The following is a 16,900-nucleotide window of genomic DNA, read 5'->3' on the forward strand; positions in this document are numbered from 1 at the left end:
GATCGCCGTCACCGGGATCGGTCTGGTCACCGCCGCCGGCATCGGTGCCGACGCCACCTGGCAGGGGGTGTGCGCGGGCAGGTCGGCCGCCGCCCGCAACCCGCTGCTTGCCGGACTCTCCGTGGACATCTCCTGCACGGTCCCGGGCTTCTCCCCTCGCGAGCACGTGGGGCGGCGCAGTTCTCTGACGCACGACCGATTCATCCAGCTCTCCATCGCCGCGGCGCGTGAGGCCGTCGCCGACTCCGGCCTGGACCCGAGGACATGGAACGGCGCGCGCGTCGGAGTCGTCGTGGGCTGCGGTCTGGGCGGTGTGGCGACGTGGGAGACCCAGCACCGGCGCATGCTGGAGCAGGGGCCTCAGGCGGTGTCCGCACTGTTGATCCCGATGCTGGTGCCCAACATGGTCGCCGGTCACCTGGCCATGGACCTGCGCGCCACGGGTCCCAACCTCGTCACGGCGACGGCCTGCGCGTCCGGGGCCACCGCGATCGGCGTCGCGCTGCAGCTGCTGCGCGACGGCAGCTGCGACGTCGTGATCGCGGGTGGCGGCGAAGCCGGCGTGACTCCCCTCATGGTGACCGGCTTCGCCCAGATGGGGGCCCTGTCGGGGCGGCTCGACGAACCCTCGGCCGCCTCCCGGCCGTTCGACGCGGACCGCGACGGGTTCGTCATCGGTGAGGGCAGCGGCATGCTGGTCCTTCAGCGCGAGGCGGACGCACGGGCCCGTGGAGCGCGTGTCCGCGCGAAGCTGGCCGGATACGGGGCGTCGGCGGACGCCCACCACATGACCGCCCCGGACCCCGAGGGCGCCGGCGTCATCCAGGCCCTGCGCACGGCGCTGGCCGCGGCGGACGTCATGCCCGACGAGGTGGATCACGTCAACGCCCACGGCACGTCCACGCCGCTCAATGACGCGGCCGAGGCACGGGCACTGCGCAAGGTCCTGGGCGAGGGCGCCGCCGTGACGTCGGCCAAGGGCGTGATCGGTCACACGCTGGGGGCGGCCGGTGCGATCGAGGCCGCACTGACCGTGCTCAGCGTCGAGCGCGGGACAGTTCCGCCGACGGCCAACCTCCAACGGCTGGATCCGGGAATCGAGTTGGACGTGGTCGCCGGGTCTGCGCGCAGGCAGGGCGTGGAGGTGGCGGTGAGCAACTCGTTCGGCTTCGGCGGCCAGAACGCCGTCCTGGTCGTCACGGCCGCGTGAGCGACCGGGCACGGCGACGGATCTTGTCCGGAAACAACCCCGGCCAGTCGGCCACGACATCGGAAGAATCCGACAGGTGACCAAACGAACCCTGATTCTGCAGCGTGTCGTCGGCGTCCTCTACATCATCGCCGGCGTCGGCAAGTTCTTCCCGGAGATCGAGTCGGTGGAGCAGCGCCTCAAAGACGCCGCCGACGCCAACCACGACGTCGCCGTGATCGGAGACTTCACCGACTGGCTCGCCAAGAGCCCGACGGGCGTCACCGTCTTCGTCGCGGCCGCGATGGTCGTGAGCGGCCTGGTGTTGATCAGGAACCGGGAACTGGTGCTCGCGGCGCTCTACGGGCAGCTGCTGATGCTGGTCCTCTTCGTGATCGTCCTGGTCAGCAGTGTGCCCCAGATCCTGCTGCTCGACGCCGCGTTCTTCGCCGCCGCCGTCCACCTGATCATGGTGCACCGCCGTGCACCGGCCGGCTCCTCCCACGACCGCGCCGAAGCCGGGGCGGACACAGAGACGTAAAGGCCCGATGCCCATGTCCTTCACCGTTCCCCACGACGAGCTCGGTCACCTGGAGAAGCAGGTCCAGGCCGCGCTGCGCACCGCCGACGACAGCTCCCTGGACATCCTGGGCCATGGTGAGGTCACCCTGGTGCTGCGGCTGCGGACCGCCCAAGGCGCCTATGCCTGCAAGCGGCTGCCGGTCTTCCCCGACCGCGGGCGCTTCGAGAACTACCGGCGTGGCCTCGACGAGTACCTGCGACGCCTCACCGACAGCGGTCTGAACGTCGCCGGCACCCAGTTGTGGCACGCCCATCGACCGGCGGGGCGGATCGTGGCGTACTGCGTGCAACGCGAGCTGCCGGAGCGGCGGCTGTGCTCCCGGCTCCTGCACACCGAGGACGAGACATGGGCCAAGGACTTCTTCTCCCGCTTCCTCGACCAGGTGGACCGAACCGTGTCCCCCTCACTCGGGCTGGACGCCCAGGCGTCCAACTGGATGGACATCGGCGGCGAGTTGACGTATCTCGACGTGACCTCCCCTCTCATGCGGGACCACAGGGGCCGGGAGAAGCTCGACGTCCGGCTCTTCTTCACCTCGCTGCCGTGGGTGCTGCGCGACGCGGTCCGGCTGTCGCTGACCAAGTCGATCTTCGACAAGTTCTACGGGACGCGCGGTGTACTGCTGGACTTCCTCGGCAATCTCCACAAGGAGCGGCTCGACGCGCTGATCCCGGCCTTTCTGGACCAGGCCAACGGCCGCCTGGCCGAGCCCATCACGGCCGAGGAGGTCGCCGCCTACTACCGCGACGACGCGCGGATGTGGGAGCTGGTCCAGCGGCTGCGCAAGGCCGACCGTTTCTGGCACCTGAAGGTCCTGCGCCGCTCCTACCCGTTCCTGCTGCCGCCGCCCGTGGACCGCTGACATGAGCACGGCGACCACACCGTCGGCCTCCGTCACGGTGACCGGACTCGACGACTGCCTGACTCTCGATCCGGCGCGGCCCCTGTACGTCCGTCACGTGCGCGGGCCCCTGACACTGTCCGTGGTGTCGATCGCGTGGCTGCGTGCGATCGGCGACCGAGCTCGGACGGCTCTGGAGTACCGGCATCTCAGCGACGCCGAGTCGGTGCGAGTGCGGCAACTGCCCGTGCCCAAGCGGCGCCTGGAATGGCTGGCGGGACGCCTGGCGCTCAAGCACGGGGTGTGCGCCTACCAGCGGCGGCACTTCGACGCGCGGACCGGCACCCGCGACGTCCACATCAGCACCGTCGCGGACGGCCTGCGGGCCGGCAGGCCGTGGGTCGACTTCCCGGTCGAGGTCGGGCTGTCCCACTCGGCGGACTTCGCCGTCGCCGCGTGCGGACCGCGCGCCGTCGGCATCGACGTCGAGCGCACCCGGCGTATGCCCCCGATGCTGGCGCAGCTGCTCGCTCCCACGCCGGGGGCGACGGACACGGAGTCCGTCGGCGTGGCGGCCATGCCGCTGTCCCTGCGCTGGGCGTGCAAGGAGGCGGTGCTGAAGCACTTCGGTTTCGGCCTGCGCGTCGATCCGCAGGAGGTCGAGTTGACCGGCTGGCGTCCCGACGGCCGCTTCTCGTGGCGTGCCGGGCCGGGCCTCAGGCGTCATGTGTCCCAGGGCGACGGGAGGCGGTTCGACAGTTGGGCACGCGAAGTCGACGGCTACTGTGTGGCGTTGGTGTGGCGATAGGAGCTCGGCGGCAGTGACATCGACATTCCCGTTCCAGTCCGCTCCCGCGAACCGGGGAGAGGCGTTCCGGGGCGCGCTCCGGGTGGCGGCCGAGATCGCCGCCCGCAGTCCGTCCTCGCACAACTGTCAGCCCTGGGGCGTGGGGTGGACGATCGGCGCGGCCGCTCGGCACACCGCGGCGGCACTGCTCGCGGAGACTGCCGAGCGGACCAGGGCCGATCACGAGGCCGCCGCACAGGACGAAGCCGAATACCTGGTCCTCGCCCTGGACCGCGCACGACAGCTCACGGCGCTCCCCTCGCACGGGGTCGAGATGCTGGTCAGCTGCGGTGCGTATGGAGAGATCCTGTTGCGGGCGCTGGCCGCCCAGGGCTGGCGGGCGGACAGGGTCCGCTTCGTCGGCCCGGCCTCAGCAGCCCACGGGCTGAAGGACGCCGCCCCCGAAGGGATCTTCGGTGGCCGGTGGCCGCGTGCCTGGGTGCCGCTGTGCGTCGTCCGCCTGTCCCACACGCGCACCCCCGGGAACGACCTCGCCGAGCTGCGCGACACCGTTCGCGCCCGGCACACCAACCGGGGGCCCTACCGTCCCGACGGGATCGACCCCGCCGTGCTCGCGAAACTGCCGACGTCAGGATCGGGGCTGTCCTTGTTCCGGGCGGAACCGGGGCGCGACTCGCAGGTCACCGTCCGCCATGTGGTGGCCGACGCCGAGCGCGCCGCGGTCGCCGACCTGGTCTCCCGGCACGGCGGGCGCGACTTCAGCCACCGTGCCGCCTGGCGGGAGACGCACTCGTTCATACGCCGCGACGACGCCGACGCCGAGAGCAGCGGTGACGGCTTCACTCTCGGTCAGCTCTTCGGACCGATGTCGCCGCCGCGCCGGCTCGGCATGCGGATCGCCCTGGCGCCCGCGACCATGCGGATCCTGCGGCACGTGGGCTACCACCGGCTCCTGGCCCGTCGACTCGCCGCCGTGGTGCGGTGCTCTCCTGCCGCCGTCGCCCTGAGTTTCGACGACGAGGCACCCGGCGCCGAGTCCGTCGTCCGCGGCGGCGCCGTCCTGGCCGACTACTGGCTCGGTGCGACCCGCGCCGGACTGGTCCTGCACCCCGTGAGCGTCATCCTCCAGCACGACGATGTCCGGGCCGAGTTGGAGCAACGGCTCGGCCTGCCCGGGCGGGCGTTCTTCGTGAGCAGACTGGGACGTGCGGCCACGGCGTTCCCGCCTTCTCGCCGGCTCGCGGCGTCCCGCGCGCTGCGACTCGTTTGAGCCTCTCCGCATTCCCGGCACTCAACATTTCGGGCAACGGGGCATGAACCTGGAGTCACACAAAGCGTGATGGCTCCCTGCTGTCCTCCACAGGCAGAGACATCACCGAGCCGTCCCCCTATCCACACAGGTCCGACCGGCCATTCACCGGTGCCCGGCAAGTGGCCTGTGGATGAGCAGCGTCTTCCCAAGCCCCGTGCCGCTGCCGGATTACGTGCTAGCCTCAATGCGCCGCTTATGTGAAATATTACTCGGGCGAAAAGCGGCCGTCACAATCAGTCGCCCTGGGCAGCAATGAGTGTCGGAAGCGCGCTTCGGCGCACTCTCGGGGGAGGCACAGACTTTGCACCACCACAAGCGATCACGACCGAAATCCGCCTGCCGATCCACCCGGACGGTCCACCCATCCATCGCCCGATGAGGGCTTCTCAGGCCAACGTCACACCCCTGGCCATGACGGGTGAACCACCCTTGCACCCGCGCGGTCCCATCTCATGGGAGGCAGTCGGTGATCATTCGCGTACTCATTTGCTGCGAGGACGCAATCCTGGGCGCCGGGATACGGGCACTGCTCGACCAGCAACCCGACATCACCGTGGTCGGCAACACGACCGGCGCCGAATCCGCGGCGGCCGCCGCGGAAGAGGAGCCTGACGTCCTCGTGATCGTCTCACCTGCGCTGACCGTCGAGCACAAACGGGAGCTCGCGGCTCTGTGCACCGGTACGAAGGTGGTCCTCATCGCGAAGGCGGAGAACGCGCCGCGCTCCATCGAGGCCTTGCGCGTCGGCGTCCAGGCGGTCCTGACTCCGGGCACCTCGGCCGACGAACTGGTCCATGTACTGCGGACGGTCAGTGCCGGCGGGGCCATCGTCATGCCCGAAGAGGCCAGGCCCAGCCTCCTCCACCACCCACCGGACGAGACCTCCTCGGCGCCGGCCACGAGCCTGGTGACCACCCTGACACCACGGGAATCCGAAGTCATTGTGCTGCTCGCCCAAGGGAAGTCCAATGCCGAGATAGCGGAGAAATTGTCTGTTTCCACCGCGACGGTACGGACCCATGTTCATCATTTACTGAGGAAACTCGGAGTGGGCACGCGCGCCCAGGCCGTAGCCGTCGCCTACGAGTCGGGGCTCATCTCCGCCATCGGACGAAAATCAGCCACCTGAGACCACAAACTGAAAAGGGTTCAGTATGCGTTTCAACCGTACCGTCTGAAACCTCTACGCCCGGTACCCGTCGCCGATCCGCTCTCCCGTCACTTCCTCCACGACTTCCGCCAGTTGGCCGAAGTCCGCGACGAGCCGCTGAAACTGTGAGCTTTCCATGTCCTGCTCGAACTCCTCGCGGCTGGTCACCTCGATGATCTCGAAGTAGTGAAGCGGCCCGTCGGTGCCGGCCGGCCCGGCACCGACCGACGGTCCGGGTGACGCGGCCGCCACCCGCTGAACACCGAAGGCGAGGACACTGGGGAGCTCGGGGCAGGTCGCGTAGTCGACCTCCCGCACCCACTTCTCGAAGCGGTCGGCTTCGACGCCGTCGTGCAGTCGTATGCGGTGAATGATGATCGTCAAGGTGGACCTCCGGCCGGATCGGGCGGTTGGGACACCGTCGAGGGAGTGCGAGAACCTCAACGGCGGCGGCGCGGGCGGCGGTTGTTCCCCAGACCCAACGCGCGTGCGATGTTGTTCTTCTGGATCTCGCTGGTGCCCGAGAAGACCCGTGAGGGCAGGGCGTCACGGAGGAAGATCTCGGCCTCTCCCTCGACCATCCCCAGGCCGCCACGCACCTGGAGGGCATCCAGGCCCAGTTGTACGGCGGCCTCGCTGACCGCGAGTTTCGCGAGCGCCGGTGCGATCTCGTCCTGGCTGCCCCGCGCCAGTTGCCAGGCGGCCCGGTACAGCAGGAGCCGGGCGGACTCCAGACGCAGCGTCATGTCGACGATCCGGTGGCTGACCGCCTGGAAAGCGCTGATGGGGGAACCGAACTGTTCTCGCTCCTGGGCGTATTCGACCGTGGACTCCAGGATGCGACGCATGGCGCCCAGGTATATCGCGAACAGGCACACGCGCTCCCACTTCATGGACGCGGAGAACACACTGGCCCCCGAGCCCTCGGCGCCGAGCATCTGGCGGGCCGGGACGACGCATCCGTCGAAGTGGACATCGGCGGTGGGCGATCCGCGCAGTCCGACCTTGTCGTAGACCGGACCGACGCTGAGCCCCGGGGTGCCGGCCTCGACGATGAACGCCGTGAGTCCGAAGAAGCCCCCGCCCGGCTCGGTCGCCGCCTGCACGACGAAGGCGTCGGCGACGGGTGCGTTCGTCGTGAAGCACTTGCTGCCCTGGAGCACGTACTCGTCCCCCTTGCGCTCCGCGCGGGTCCGCAGGTTCAGCGCGTCGGATCCGGCCTCCGGTTCGGTGATGCCGTGCGCGGCGATCCGCTCCCCCGAGCAGAGCGCGGGGAGCCACTGCCTCTTCTGTTCCTCCGTCCCGAACTCGACGATCGGCATCACTGAGGCGAACAGATGGGCGGCGACGGAGAAGGCGAAACCCGTGTCCTCGGTGCCGTAGCCCAGGGCTTCCATGACAACCGACGAGGTGACCGCGTCCAGACCACTGCCGCCGTATTCCACGGGGACCGCGCCACCCACCAGCCCCTGTGCACCGGCAAGCCGCCAGCGCCTGCGGAAGTCGGCGGGGTCGAACACGGCGCGCGCCGTATCCCTGTGGCCGACGAGCTCGCGCCGGGCGAACGCGACGACCACGGCACGCATCTCCTCGGTGTCCGCATCGAATTCGAAGTTCATCGCGCTCCGTCCAGGTGCTCTTCGACGAGTACGTGGTAGTTGATGCCTCCCGTGCCGAACGAGCTCACGGCCGCGCGCCTGGGGTGCCCGGGCCGGCGGTTCCACGGCGAAGGCGCGGTCGGGACGACGGCCGGGATGGCGTCGAGGTCGAGGGCCGGATTCAGCGTCCGCAGGTTGGCGTTCGGGGGCATCGTCCCTGCCCGCATGGCGAGCAGCGTGCGCAGCAGCCCGGCACTGCCTGCGGCCGCGAACGTGTGGCCGAAGAACGACTTGGCCGACCCGATCTCAAGAGGCCGGGAACGCTGCTCGCTGCCGTACATCCGTGCCGCGGCCGCGATCTCGACACGGTCTCCGACCTTGGTCCCGGTGCCGTGCGCCTCCAGGTAGTCGACCGCGGACGGCCCGAAGTCGACTTCCGCGAAGGCTCGTCGCATGGCCAGCAGTTGCCCCTCCACGTCCGGGGCGATCAGGGACCTGGCGTCGTTGGACGCACCGATCCCGCGGATGAGGCCGACGGTTTCATCACCGTCGCGGCACGCGTCGCTGTATCGCTTGAGCAGGAAGAGGCCACACCCGTCACCCGGACTGAAACCGTCGGCTGCCTGGTCGAAGGGGGCGTTTGTGCCGTGCGACAACAATCCGAGCGCCGAACAGAGCACCATGTCCCGGGTGTTGCAGGCCAGTTCGACACCACCCGTCACGGCGAAGTCCGCGGTCCGCTGCCGAAGCGCACCGACGCAGATGTCGAGCGCGGCCAGGGAGGAAGCGCACGCGGCCTCGACGCCGAGGGGCACGGCGTCGAGCCGGTACTCGTTGGCCAGCAGTGCCGCCACGCCGCTCGCCAGGCAGCCGTCGAGGAAAGCCGGTGACATCGCGTTCTCCGGCGTTTGCGGCATCCCCTCGCGCACCGCTGCCAGCAGGGCCTTCTTCTGCAGTGACGACAGGCTGTCCAAGCCGGCGAGTCGTCCGACCGTCTCGTCCCAGGACCGCAGAGACATCTCCGCATGGGTACGGCGCTCGCGCGTCAGGCCCAGATTGGTGCCGATCGCGACGAGTCCGCTGCCCGTGAGCCGTCCCCCTTGCGCGGCCCGTCCCCGGAACAACTCGGCAGCCACGGCGAGCGCAAGGCGCTGGGTGTCGTCCATGGCCGCGTGGCGCAACGGGATGATCCGCACATCGCCCGGGGGATCCTCCGGCACCGGCACATGACCGCCCTGGTCGGTGTAGCTGTGGGTGAGGCTGAGTGCTCCTGGCGCGTGGTACAGATCCCGGTCGAGCACGGACTGCGGGACCGGGCCGATGCGGGTCTCCCCTGAGCTGACGACCTGCCAGAAACTCTCGGCATCGGCCGCGCCCGCGAAGCGGCCGGCGACACCCACCACCGCGATCGGTTCCGGGCCCGGCACCGAGGCCGGCATGGCCGCGGTCCTGCCCGCGGCTGCCCGGCCCCGGCCCGGCGTGGACGACGTGGGGCGTCCGCTCGGCCCCGCCGGCTCGTCGACGGGGCCCGCCCCGTCGTCCGCGTGCTCCTGGACGAGGAGATGGCAGACGGTCCCGGTGAACGAGGCTCCGAGCACCGCCGCTCGGCGCGGAGTGGCATCAGCGCTCGCGCGCCACTCCTCACCCCGCGACGCGATGCGCAGCGGGGTGCCGCCGGGAAAGTCGCTCTCAGCGGCACCGCCCAGCACGCGCTGAGGAGGAATCCGCCGGTGGTACAGGGCGAGAGCGACCTTGCTGACGGCGGCGACACCGGCGTTGGCGAAGGTGTTCCCCAGCCGCTCCCGCACACTGCCCACGGCCACGGACGCCGGAGCGGCACCCTCGTGAAGCCCTGCCAACGCCTCCAGTTCCGCCTCGGCCTCAGCGGTGACGGCCGAGCCCACGCATTCCACGTACGTCACCGACCCGGGGTCCACCTCGGCAGCGCGCAGGGACGCCTGTGCAAGCGAGCGGCGCACCTCGGCGGACCGTGAGGAGCGGAAAGCGCCCGGACGGGAGTCATGGCGCACGGAGGAGTCGAGGATCACGGCGTAGGTCCGGTCGCCGTCCCGGACGGCGGAGGAGAGCCGCTTGAGCAACAGGGCACCGACGCCTTCGCCGACCCCGCCGGACTCGTGCCCGGTGCTGCCCCGGCTCATCGGGCCCATGAGTCCTTTGGCCTGCAGCGCCTTGGTGACGAGGGGGCTCTCCCACCGCTGTCCCGCGACCACGAGGACCGCGTCGGACACCCCGCGGCGGAGGTTGCGCACCGCGTGGTCGAGGGCCACGAACGATGTCGCGTCCGCCGACTCGACCGCGAGCGTTCGGCCGTGGAACCTGAACGCGGTGGCGATCCGGGCCGGGATCGTACTGGCCATCTCGCCCACCCGATCATGCGGGGAGGCGCCCGCGTGCCGTGTCACCAGCGACCGCAGTTCCCGGGCGGCTGCCCGCGCCGCTGCCTCGTCGACGCCCTCGGCCAGCGCCGCCCGTTCCACCTCGTGGGCGTAGCGGCCGGCTTCGATCCGCAGTGCGTTGGCGTGCTGGCGGTCCAGTCCGAAGCATGTGCCGGTGATGACGTCGGTGCGGTCCGCCGGTAGTGCGCGTCCGGGATGTCCGGCGTCCGACAGGCACTGGTGTGCCGCTTCCAGCATGAGAATCTGCATCCGCGTCATGGCCCCCGCCTGCGCCGGCGGAATCCCGAATCGAGCAATGTCGATCTGCAGGTCGTCCAGTGAACCGGGGCCGGGGGTGGGCCCCGCGACACCGCGCGAGCATTCCCGGTTCAGCAATTCCCAGTACCGGTCCAATCCCGCGGCGCGGGGATAAAGGGCCGCAATGCCCACGATCGCCACAGGCTCCTGCAGAGACACGCACTCGTCGCGGCGCAATACCGAATCGGACGGCATGATGCGACCTCTCCTACATGTTGTTCCGGCCCGTCACCCGGGAGAAGTTGCGCAAGGACCGAAGGCGGGAAAAGGGAGAACAGGGGGCGACGCAACCATCAGGCGCACCCGTTCCCCGTGATCCGAGCCGTCCGCTACCTGCTCACCGCCGCGGGTTCGCCCTGGCTCGGCAGGACCGCGGCCGGCAGCCTCAGGACGGGATCCTGGGCCAGGATCTCGGCATGCAGGCGCTGCAGCGGCGCTCCGGGCTGGATCCCCAGTTCCTCGTCCAGTCGCCCCCTGGTCCACCGGAAGAGATCAAGTGCCTCCCCCTGACGGCCCGTGCGGTAGAGAGCGACCATGAGCAGTTCGCAAAATCGTTCCCGCAGAGGGTGGAGGGCGACGAGCTGGCGGAGTTCCGCGATCGCGCGTGCCTCGTCGCCGACCGACAGCAGGGCGCCCACCATGTCCTCACAGGCGGTCAGTCGGCGTTCGTCGAAGAGGGCCGCCGCGCCCCGCACCCGCAGGCCGTCGCCCGCGTCGAGGAGGGCAGGACCGCGCCAGAGATCGAGAGCCGACTGCAGGACCTCCAGCGAGCGCTCGGGCCTCATCGGCAGGTGCACGGCTCCCTGGGAAGCCAGATCGAGGAACCTGTTGCCGTCCACGCACTCCGCCGGCACCTCCAGGAGATAGCCGTTGTTCACGCCGCGCAGCACGGAACCACCGCGCCGGCTCAAGGCGGGCTCGATCGCCCTGCGCAGCCGGGTTCCGGTCGCCTGCAACGCGTTTCGGGAATTGCCGATGGCGTGCCCGGACCACAGTTCGTCAACGAGGTCCTCGTTGGACACCGCTCGCCCCGCCGCCAGCGCAAGCGTGGCGAGCATGGCCCGCACCTTGTTGGCTCGAATGGCGCGTATCTGCCCATCTGCGACAACGGAAACCGGGCCCAATATATTGATTTGCAAGTCGTTCCCCCGAGTCTGACGCACATTGGAATCGGCCCTGCAAGTCGACAGGAACGCACCATTCGAAAGGACCAGTGACTCACCTTCCGTCAGAGCACTGCCGTTCAACGGCGACAGGATTGATTGGTCCGCTCAACGCTGGCTTGAGTTTTTCAGCCATCCTGACTCCTGTCATCCATCCATTGATGTATTTCCGCACTAAACAAGAGGCTGATCCGCGACACGCCGCCGCCTCCACCATTCGTTGAGGCGCATCCACGGCGGCGACTCCGGGAGCCGCCCGAGTGTGACGAGGCCCCGGCTCAGCTCATTGCGGCGAACGCCTCCACCGCGCGCGTCTTGCCCGTGACGACGATGACATCGCCCTTCTGGACGACGGTCTCGGCGGTGGCGTACGTGAAGTCCTCGCCCGGGCGTTTGATGCCCACGACCGTGATGCCGTACCTGCTGCGGACCTGGCTCTCGCCGAGTGGGACACCGGTGGCGATGTCCGGTGCGACGGTCTTCACCAGGGCGTAGTCGTCGTCGAACTCGATGAAGTCCAGCATCCGGCCGGTGACCAGGTGAGCGACGCGCTCGCCCATCTCGTGCTCGGGCAGCACGACGTGGTGGACGCCGAGACGTTCGAGGATCTGGCCGTGCTGGCGGCTGATGGCCTTGGCCCAGATGTTGGGAACCTCGGCCTCCAACAGGTTGGAGGCGACAAGGATGCTGGCCTCTATGTCGGTGCCGATGCCGACCACCGCGCTGGTGAACTCGTGGACGCCGAGCTGGCGCAGCACCTCGGGATCGGTGCAGTCGGCGACCGCCGAGTGGGTCAGGCCGTCACTGTGCTTCTGGACCAGACGGGCGTCGGTGTCGATGCCGAGGACATCCCAGCCGCGCCGCATGAGCTCGCCCGCCAGCGAACTGCCGAAGCGGCCCAGGCCGATGACCGCGACCCGCTGGTCACCGACCTGCTGCACGTGTTGTTCGGACGGGCGCTTGCTGCGGCGCAGACGCAGGTTGTGCAGGTGACTAGCCAATGACGGGTCGCTCCTCGGGCAGTTCGTAGCGGCGGGCGCGCTCACGCAGGGCCAGCGCCGAGACCAGAGTGACCGGGCCCAGTCGCCCGATGAACATCAGCAAGGTCAGGACGAGTTGTCCGGCGGCCGGGAAGTCGGCGGTGATGCCGGTGGACAGGCCGACGGTCGCGAAGGCCGAGACCACCTCGAACAAGACACTGTCGAGGGGAAACGAGGTGAGGCTCAGCAGCGCCAGTGTGGCGGTCACGACCACCCCGACGCCGAGCAGCGCGACCGTCAACGCCTGGCGCAGCACATGCGGAGCGAGACGGCGGCCGAGCACCGCGGAGTTGGGCTCACCGCGCACCTCCGCGATGATCGCGACGGCCAGCACCGCGAACGTACCGACCTTGATGCCGCCGGCCGTGCCCGCACTGCCACCGCCGACGAACATGAGCATGCAGGACATCAACAGTGTGGACGCGTGCATCGCCCCGATGTCCACGGAGTTGAAACCGGCGGTGCGGGTCATCGTGGAGTGGAAGAAGCCGGCCAGGAACTTCTGCGGCCAGTCGAGGGGGCCCAGGGTGCCGGCATTGGTCCATTCCAGCAGGCAGGTCAGCACGGTGCCCGCCACGAGCAGGGCCGCTGTGGTGATCAGGGTCAGCTTGGTGTGCAACGTCCAGGTGCGGCGACCGGTGGTGCGGCGGCGCTCACGATGCCGTAGCAACTCCAGCAGAACCGGAAAGCCCAGGCCGCCGAGGATCACGGCCACGGCGACGGGCAACATGACCCACGGGTCCTCGGCATGGCCGACAAGGCTGTCTGCCTGAAGTCCGAAACCGGCGTTGTTGAAGGCCGACACGGCGTGGAAGTAGCCGAAGTACGCCGCGTCACCGATCGAGCGGTCGTAGCCGAACCGCATGCGCAGCGCCAGGACCGCACCGACCGCCAACTCCACGATGAGGGTCGTTCCCGCCACCCCGAGCAGCACTCGCCGCACATCACCGATGTCGAGACTCTTCGTCTCCGCCTGAGCGGTCAACTGCATGCGCAGCCGCAGTCTCCCCGAGACCAGCATGGCGAGCAGGGAGGCCATGGTCATGATGCCGAAGCCGCCGACCTGGATCAGCGCGAGGATCACGCCCTCACCGAAGCCGCTCCAGTAGGCGCTGGTGTCCACGACGACGAGACCCGTCACGCACACGGCCGACGTCGAGGTGAACAGGGCGGTCACGAAGTCGGTGGCCGCACGGTCCTGGGCCGCGACCGGCAGCGCGAGCAGTGCCGTGCCCAGCAGGGTGACGGCGGCAAAGGCGAGAACGACCGTGCGGGAGGGGTGTGCGGCGAACAGTGACCTGCGGGCCCCGGCAGTCCGGCGCTGCCCTGTGGAGCGTCCTGTCACCGGCTGCCTTCCGACATCGGACACCGTCGATGTTCTGCATGGATTTCGCCCGGAGTCCAGCAAGGGCCTGGCGGCCGTCACCCTACCTCGTCGGACCACGAACCGAACGTCGGGCCGAACCCGATGGGCAGGGCGGCGCCTGCTCACGCAGCCGAAGCGGCCGGTCCGCGCCGCCACGGCCGCACCCACCGGCCGGCCGGAAAGATCCCCGTCGGCCCCGGCCCACGTGCGGCCCTCCTGCCACTGCGGCTGCCCGCCTGGCCGGCGCTCGGCCTCCGGGCGGGCGCGTCCTACCGAGCGGTCTGCGCGTGGACGTACTCGACGAGCCGGGTCAGGGCGTCCGGGTCGGTGGACGGCATGACGCCGTGGCCGAGGTTGAAGACGTGGCCCTCGAGGCCGGCCGCGGCGTCCAGCACCTCGCGGGTCTTGGCCTGGACCGCCTCGGTGCCGGCGAACAGGACGGTCGGGTCGAGGTTGCCCTGGAGCGCCTTGCCGGGGCCGACCCGGCGGGCGGCCGCGTCGAGCGGGACGCGCCAGTCGACGCCGACGACGTCCGCGCCGGCCTCGCCCATGAGCTTCAGCAGCTCACCGGTGCCGACGCCGAAGTGGATGCGCGGGACGCCGTACCCGGCGACGGCGTCGAAGACCTTCGCGGAGGCGGGCATCACCGAGCGGCGGTAGTCGGCGGGGGCGAGGGCGCCGGCCCAGGAGTCGAAGAGCTGGACGGCGGAGGCGCCGGCCTCGATCTGCACCTTCAGGAAGGCCGCGGTGATGTCGGCGAGGCGGTCGAGCAGGTCGGCCCACAGCTCGGGGTCGCCGTACATCATCGCCTTGGCGTTCTCGTACGTACGCGACGGACCGCCCTCGACGAGGTAGCTCGCGAGGGTGAAAGGCGCGCCGGCGAAACCGATGAGCGGGGTGGCGCCGAGCTCGCCCGTGAGCAGGCCGATGGCCTCGGTGACGTAGGAGACGTCCTCGGGCGTGAGGTCGCGCAGGCGGGCCAGGTCGTCACGGGTGCGGACGGGGCGCTCGACGACCGGGCCGACGCCGGGCTTGATGTCGAGGTCGATGCCGATGGCCTTCAGCGGCACGACGATGTCGCTGAAGTAGATCGCCGCGTCCACGTCGTGCCTGCGCACGGGCTGGAGGGTGATCTCGGTGACGAGGTCGGGCCGCATGCAGGAGTCGAGCATGCCGACGCCCTCGCGCACCTTGCGGTACTCGGGGAGTGAGCGCCCTGCCTGCCGCATGAACCACACCGGCGTGTGCGGCACGGGCTCGCGCCTGCATGCCTTGAGGAAGGCTGAGTCGTACGTGGCGGGCGGCGGCGTCTGGTTGGCACTCACGGGGGCAAGTCTCGCACGGCCGCGAAGGGCTCTACGCCGGGGTTGCCGCGTTGTCCGGGTGTCCCTCCCTGCACGAAGCTCCCGTTCCCCTTAATCTTCCCGGCATGGCTGCGGCTCAGGGAAGACTGTCGGACGGCACTGGCGGAATGGATGACGCGAAGGAGGCCGGGGAGGGGGACCGGCATGCGCACAGTACGGCTCCAGCGGCGTTCCGTGCCGCTGTCGAGGCACTGCGGGCGAGTCGCCTGCGGCCGCAGATCGAGATCGAGCAGACCAAGGCGCCCCAGCGTCTGGCCCCCTACGCGTACGCCCTGGAGGCGGCGGTCGTCGACGGCGACCAGGACCTGGCCGACGGCCGGCTGGTGCTGCTGCACGACCCGTCGGGCCACGACGCCTGGCGGGGCACCTTCCGGCTGGTGACGCTGGTGCGCGCGGAGCTGGAGCCGGAGATGGCCGCCGACCCGCTGCTGCCCGAGGTGTGCTGGTCCTGGCTGACCGGCGCGTTCCAGGCGCGCGGCCTGTCGTACGGCGAGCCGAGCGGCACCGTCACGCGGGCGAGCTCCCACTACTTCGGCGGCCTGTCGGAGCGCCCGGCGGCCTCGCAGATCGAGATCCGTGCCTCCTGGACCCCGCGCGAGGGCCTGGGCGGCGTCCCGGACACCGCGACCCATCTGGCGTCCTGGTGCGATCTGCTGGCCCAGATCGCGGGCCTGCCGCCGGCCGGTCCGGGGGACGCGTCGGTGGTGACGCTGCCGCAGCGCCGCGACCCGCAGTCCCGTTAGACCCGAACGGCATCCGACGGCCGGAGGCTTGACCGTCACTTTGTCGATACGGCCACTTTCGGTCAGGAAACAGTCCATGATCGACGCGAATTACTCCCCGAACGATCGACCACGTGTCCGAATTGCCCCAATTGTTACTCACTAAATCGTGATCTTTCCCTAAAGGGCCAGAGGTTTGGTGCCGAAGACGACTGTGACCTTGAAAGCCGTCCCCGCACCCCAGGAGGCCCGGTGTCCGTTCTCCTCGAGCAGCCCGCAAGCCTGGTCGCCTACCGCCCGAACAAGCCCACCGCCATGGTGGTCGTGGCCGACCCCCGCGTCCGCTCCACCGTCACCCGTCATCTCTGGGCGCTCGGTGTGCGCGATGTCATCGAGGCCTCGTCCATCGCGGAGGCCCGTCCTCGCGTCGGCAACCCCCGCGACATCTGTGTCGCCGACGTCCACCTGCCCGACGGCTCGGGCCTCACCCTCCTGTCGGAGACCCGCGCCGCGGGCTGGCCGAACGGCCTCGCCCTGTCCGCCGCCGACGACATCGGCGCCGTACGCAACGCCCTCGCGGGCGGTGTGAAGGGCTACGTCGTCACCGGCACCCGCACCAACGTCGGGCTCCCCACCCGTCCCGGTGCCGCTCCCATCGGCGCCGCCGCCGCCCGTATGCACCGTCGCCACCCGGGTGCCCCGAGCCACCCGGGCGGCTACCGCGAACTGTCCGGCCGTGAGGTCGAGGTACTGCGGCTGGTGGCGGAGGGCCAGTCGAACAAGGCGATCGGCGTCTCGATGGGCCTGTCCGCCCTGACCGTCAAGAGCCACCTCGCCCGCATCGCCCGCAAGCTCGGCACCGGCGACCGCGCCGGTATGGTCGCCGTGGCGCTGCGCACCGGCATCATCCACTGAGCCCGTCCCCCTCGAGCCCCGCCACCGACGATTCAACGCTTGATCATTCACTGACGTGAACGGGATCGGCCACCGGTCCCACCCCCGTCCCCGATCCGTCGTGAGCCGGATCCTTCCCTTGACTGACTGGTTTAC

15 protein-coding genes are annotated in these 16,900 nt (G+C 69.9%); 8 read left to right on the plus strand and 7 right to left on the minus strand.

All coding sequences use genetic code 11. From position 1 onward, the window contains the following. Position 1: 1 nt before the first annotated feature. The 6 genes from AC3ETA_RS11535 (at position 2) to AC3ETA_RS11560 (ending at position 5,862) form a co-directional block, all read left to right on the plus strand. Positions 2-1,210, plus strand: coding sequence for a beta-ketoacyl-[acyl-carrier-protein] synthase family protein (locus tag AC3ETA_RS11535; RefSeq protein WP_432192747.1), 1,209 nt, complete (start codon positions 2-4; stop codon positions 1,208-1,210). Positions 1,211-1,286: 76 nt separating this feature from the next. Further along, the gene (locus AC3ETA_RS11540; protein WP_432192748.1) at positions 1,287-1,730 is read left to right on the plus strand and encodes a DUF6041 domain-containing protein; all 444 of its coding nucleotides are present in this window, start codon (positions 1,287-1,289) and stop codon (positions 1,728-1,730) included. 13 nt (positions 1,731-1,743) lie between these two features. Next, complete coding sequence (locus AC3ETA_RS11545; protein ID WP_432192749.1) at positions 1,744-2,634, plus strand: DUF6206 family protein; 891 nt, start codon at positions 1,744-1,746, stop codon at positions 2,632-2,634. Between the two features lies 1 nt (position 2,635). Beyond that, a complete protein-coding gene (locus tag AC3ETA_RS11550; RefSeq protein ID WP_432192750.1) occupies positions 2,636-3,421 on the plus strand; it encodes a 4'-phosphopantetheinyl transferase family protein in 786 nt (261 codons plus the stop codon). Between the two features lie 13 nt (positions 3,422-3,434). After that, positions 3,435-4,691 (plus strand): nitroreductase family protein, encoded by a 1,257-nt coding sequence (locus tag AC3ETA_RS11555; protein WP_432192751.1) that lies wholly within the window; start codon positions 3,435-3,437, stop codon positions 4,689-4,691. A 508-nt stretch (positions 4,692-5,199) separates the two neighbouring features. Beyond that, positions 5,200-5,862 (plus strand): response regulator transcription factor, encoded by a 663-nt coding sequence (locus AC3ETA_RS11560; RefSeq protein WP_432192752.1) that lies wholly within the window; start codon positions 5,200-5,202, stop codon positions 5,860-5,862. A 54-nt stretch (positions 5,863-5,916) separates the two neighbouring features. Here the strand turns inward: AC3ETA_RS11560 and AC3ETA_RS11565 are convergent, their stop codons facing one another. The 7 genes from AC3ETA_RS11565 to hemE all read right to left on the minus strand — a co-directional run bounded on the left by AC3ETA_RS11565 (position 5,917) and on the right by hemE (position 15,089). Beyond that, the gene (locus AC3ETA_RS11565; RefSeq protein WP_432192753.1) at positions 5,917-6,267 is read right to left on the minus strand and encodes a RedY protein; all 351 of its coding nucleotides are present in this window, start codon (positions 6,265-6,267) and stop codon (positions 5,917-5,919) included. 56 nt (positions 6,268-6,323) lie between these two features. After that, positions 6,324-7,502, minus strand: coding sequence for an L-prolyl-[peptidyl-carrier protein] dehydrogenase (redW, locus tag AC3ETA_RS11570; protein WP_432192754.1), 1,179 nt, complete (start codon positions 7,500-7,502; stop codon positions 6,324-6,326). Next, the gene (locus AC3ETA_RS11575) at positions 7,499-10,390 is read right to left on the minus strand and encodes a beta-ketoacyl [acyl carrier protein] synthase domain-containing protein (RefSeq protein ID WP_432192755.1); all 2,892 of its coding nucleotides are present in this window, start codon (positions 10,388-10,390) and stop codon (positions 7,499-7,501) included. Before AC3ETA_RS11575 ends, redW begins: the two co-directional genes overlap by 4 nt. A gap of 134 nt (positions 10,391-10,524) precedes the next feature. Next, a complete protein-coding gene (locus tag AC3ETA_RS11580; RefSeq protein ID WP_432192756.1) occupies positions 10,525-11,253 on the minus strand; it encodes an AfsR/SARP family transcriptional regulator in 729 nt (242 codons plus the stop codon). Between the two features lie 383 nt (positions 11,254-11,636). Beyond that, positions 11,637-12,359, minus strand: coding sequence for a potassium channel family protein (locus AC3ETA_RS11585; RefSeq protein WP_432192757.1), 723 nt, complete (start codon positions 12,357-12,359; stop codon positions 11,637-11,639). After that, positions 12,352-13,743 carry a TrkH family potassium uptake protein gene (locus AC3ETA_RS11590; RefSeq protein ID WP_432192758.1) on the minus strand — a complete coding sequence of 464 codons (1,392 nt, stop codon included), beginning with the start codon at positions 13,741-13,743 and terminating at the stop codon, positions 12,352-12,354. Before AC3ETA_RS11590 ends, AC3ETA_RS11585 begins: the two co-directional genes overlap by 8 nt. A gap of 290 nt (positions 13,744-14,033) precedes the next feature. Then, complete coding sequence (hemE, locus tag AC3ETA_RS11595; RefSeq protein WP_432192759.1) at positions 14,034-15,089, minus strand: uroporphyrinogen decarboxylase; 1,056 nt, start codon at positions 15,087-15,089, stop codon at positions 14,034-14,036. A 146-nt stretch (positions 15,090-15,235) separates the two neighbouring features. Between hemE and AC3ETA_RS11600 the strand changes: the two genes are divergently transcribed. Together AC3ETA_RS11600 and AC3ETA_RS11605 are read left to right on the plus strand one after the other, a co-directional pair. Beyond that, entirely contained in the window at positions 15,236-15,871 is a 636-nt protein-coding gene (locus AC3ETA_RS11600; protein ID WP_432192760.1) for a DUF3000 domain-containing protein, read from the plus strand. 231 nt (positions 15,872-16,102) lie between these two features. Next, a complete protein-coding gene (locus AC3ETA_RS11605; RefSeq protein WP_030967662.1) occupies positions 16,103-16,765 on the plus strand; it encodes a response regulator transcription factor in 663 nt (220 codons plus the stop codon). Positions 16,766-16,900: the final 135 nt, after the last annotated feature.

This window comes from Streptomyces sp. bgisy027 (genome assembly GCF_057710365.1).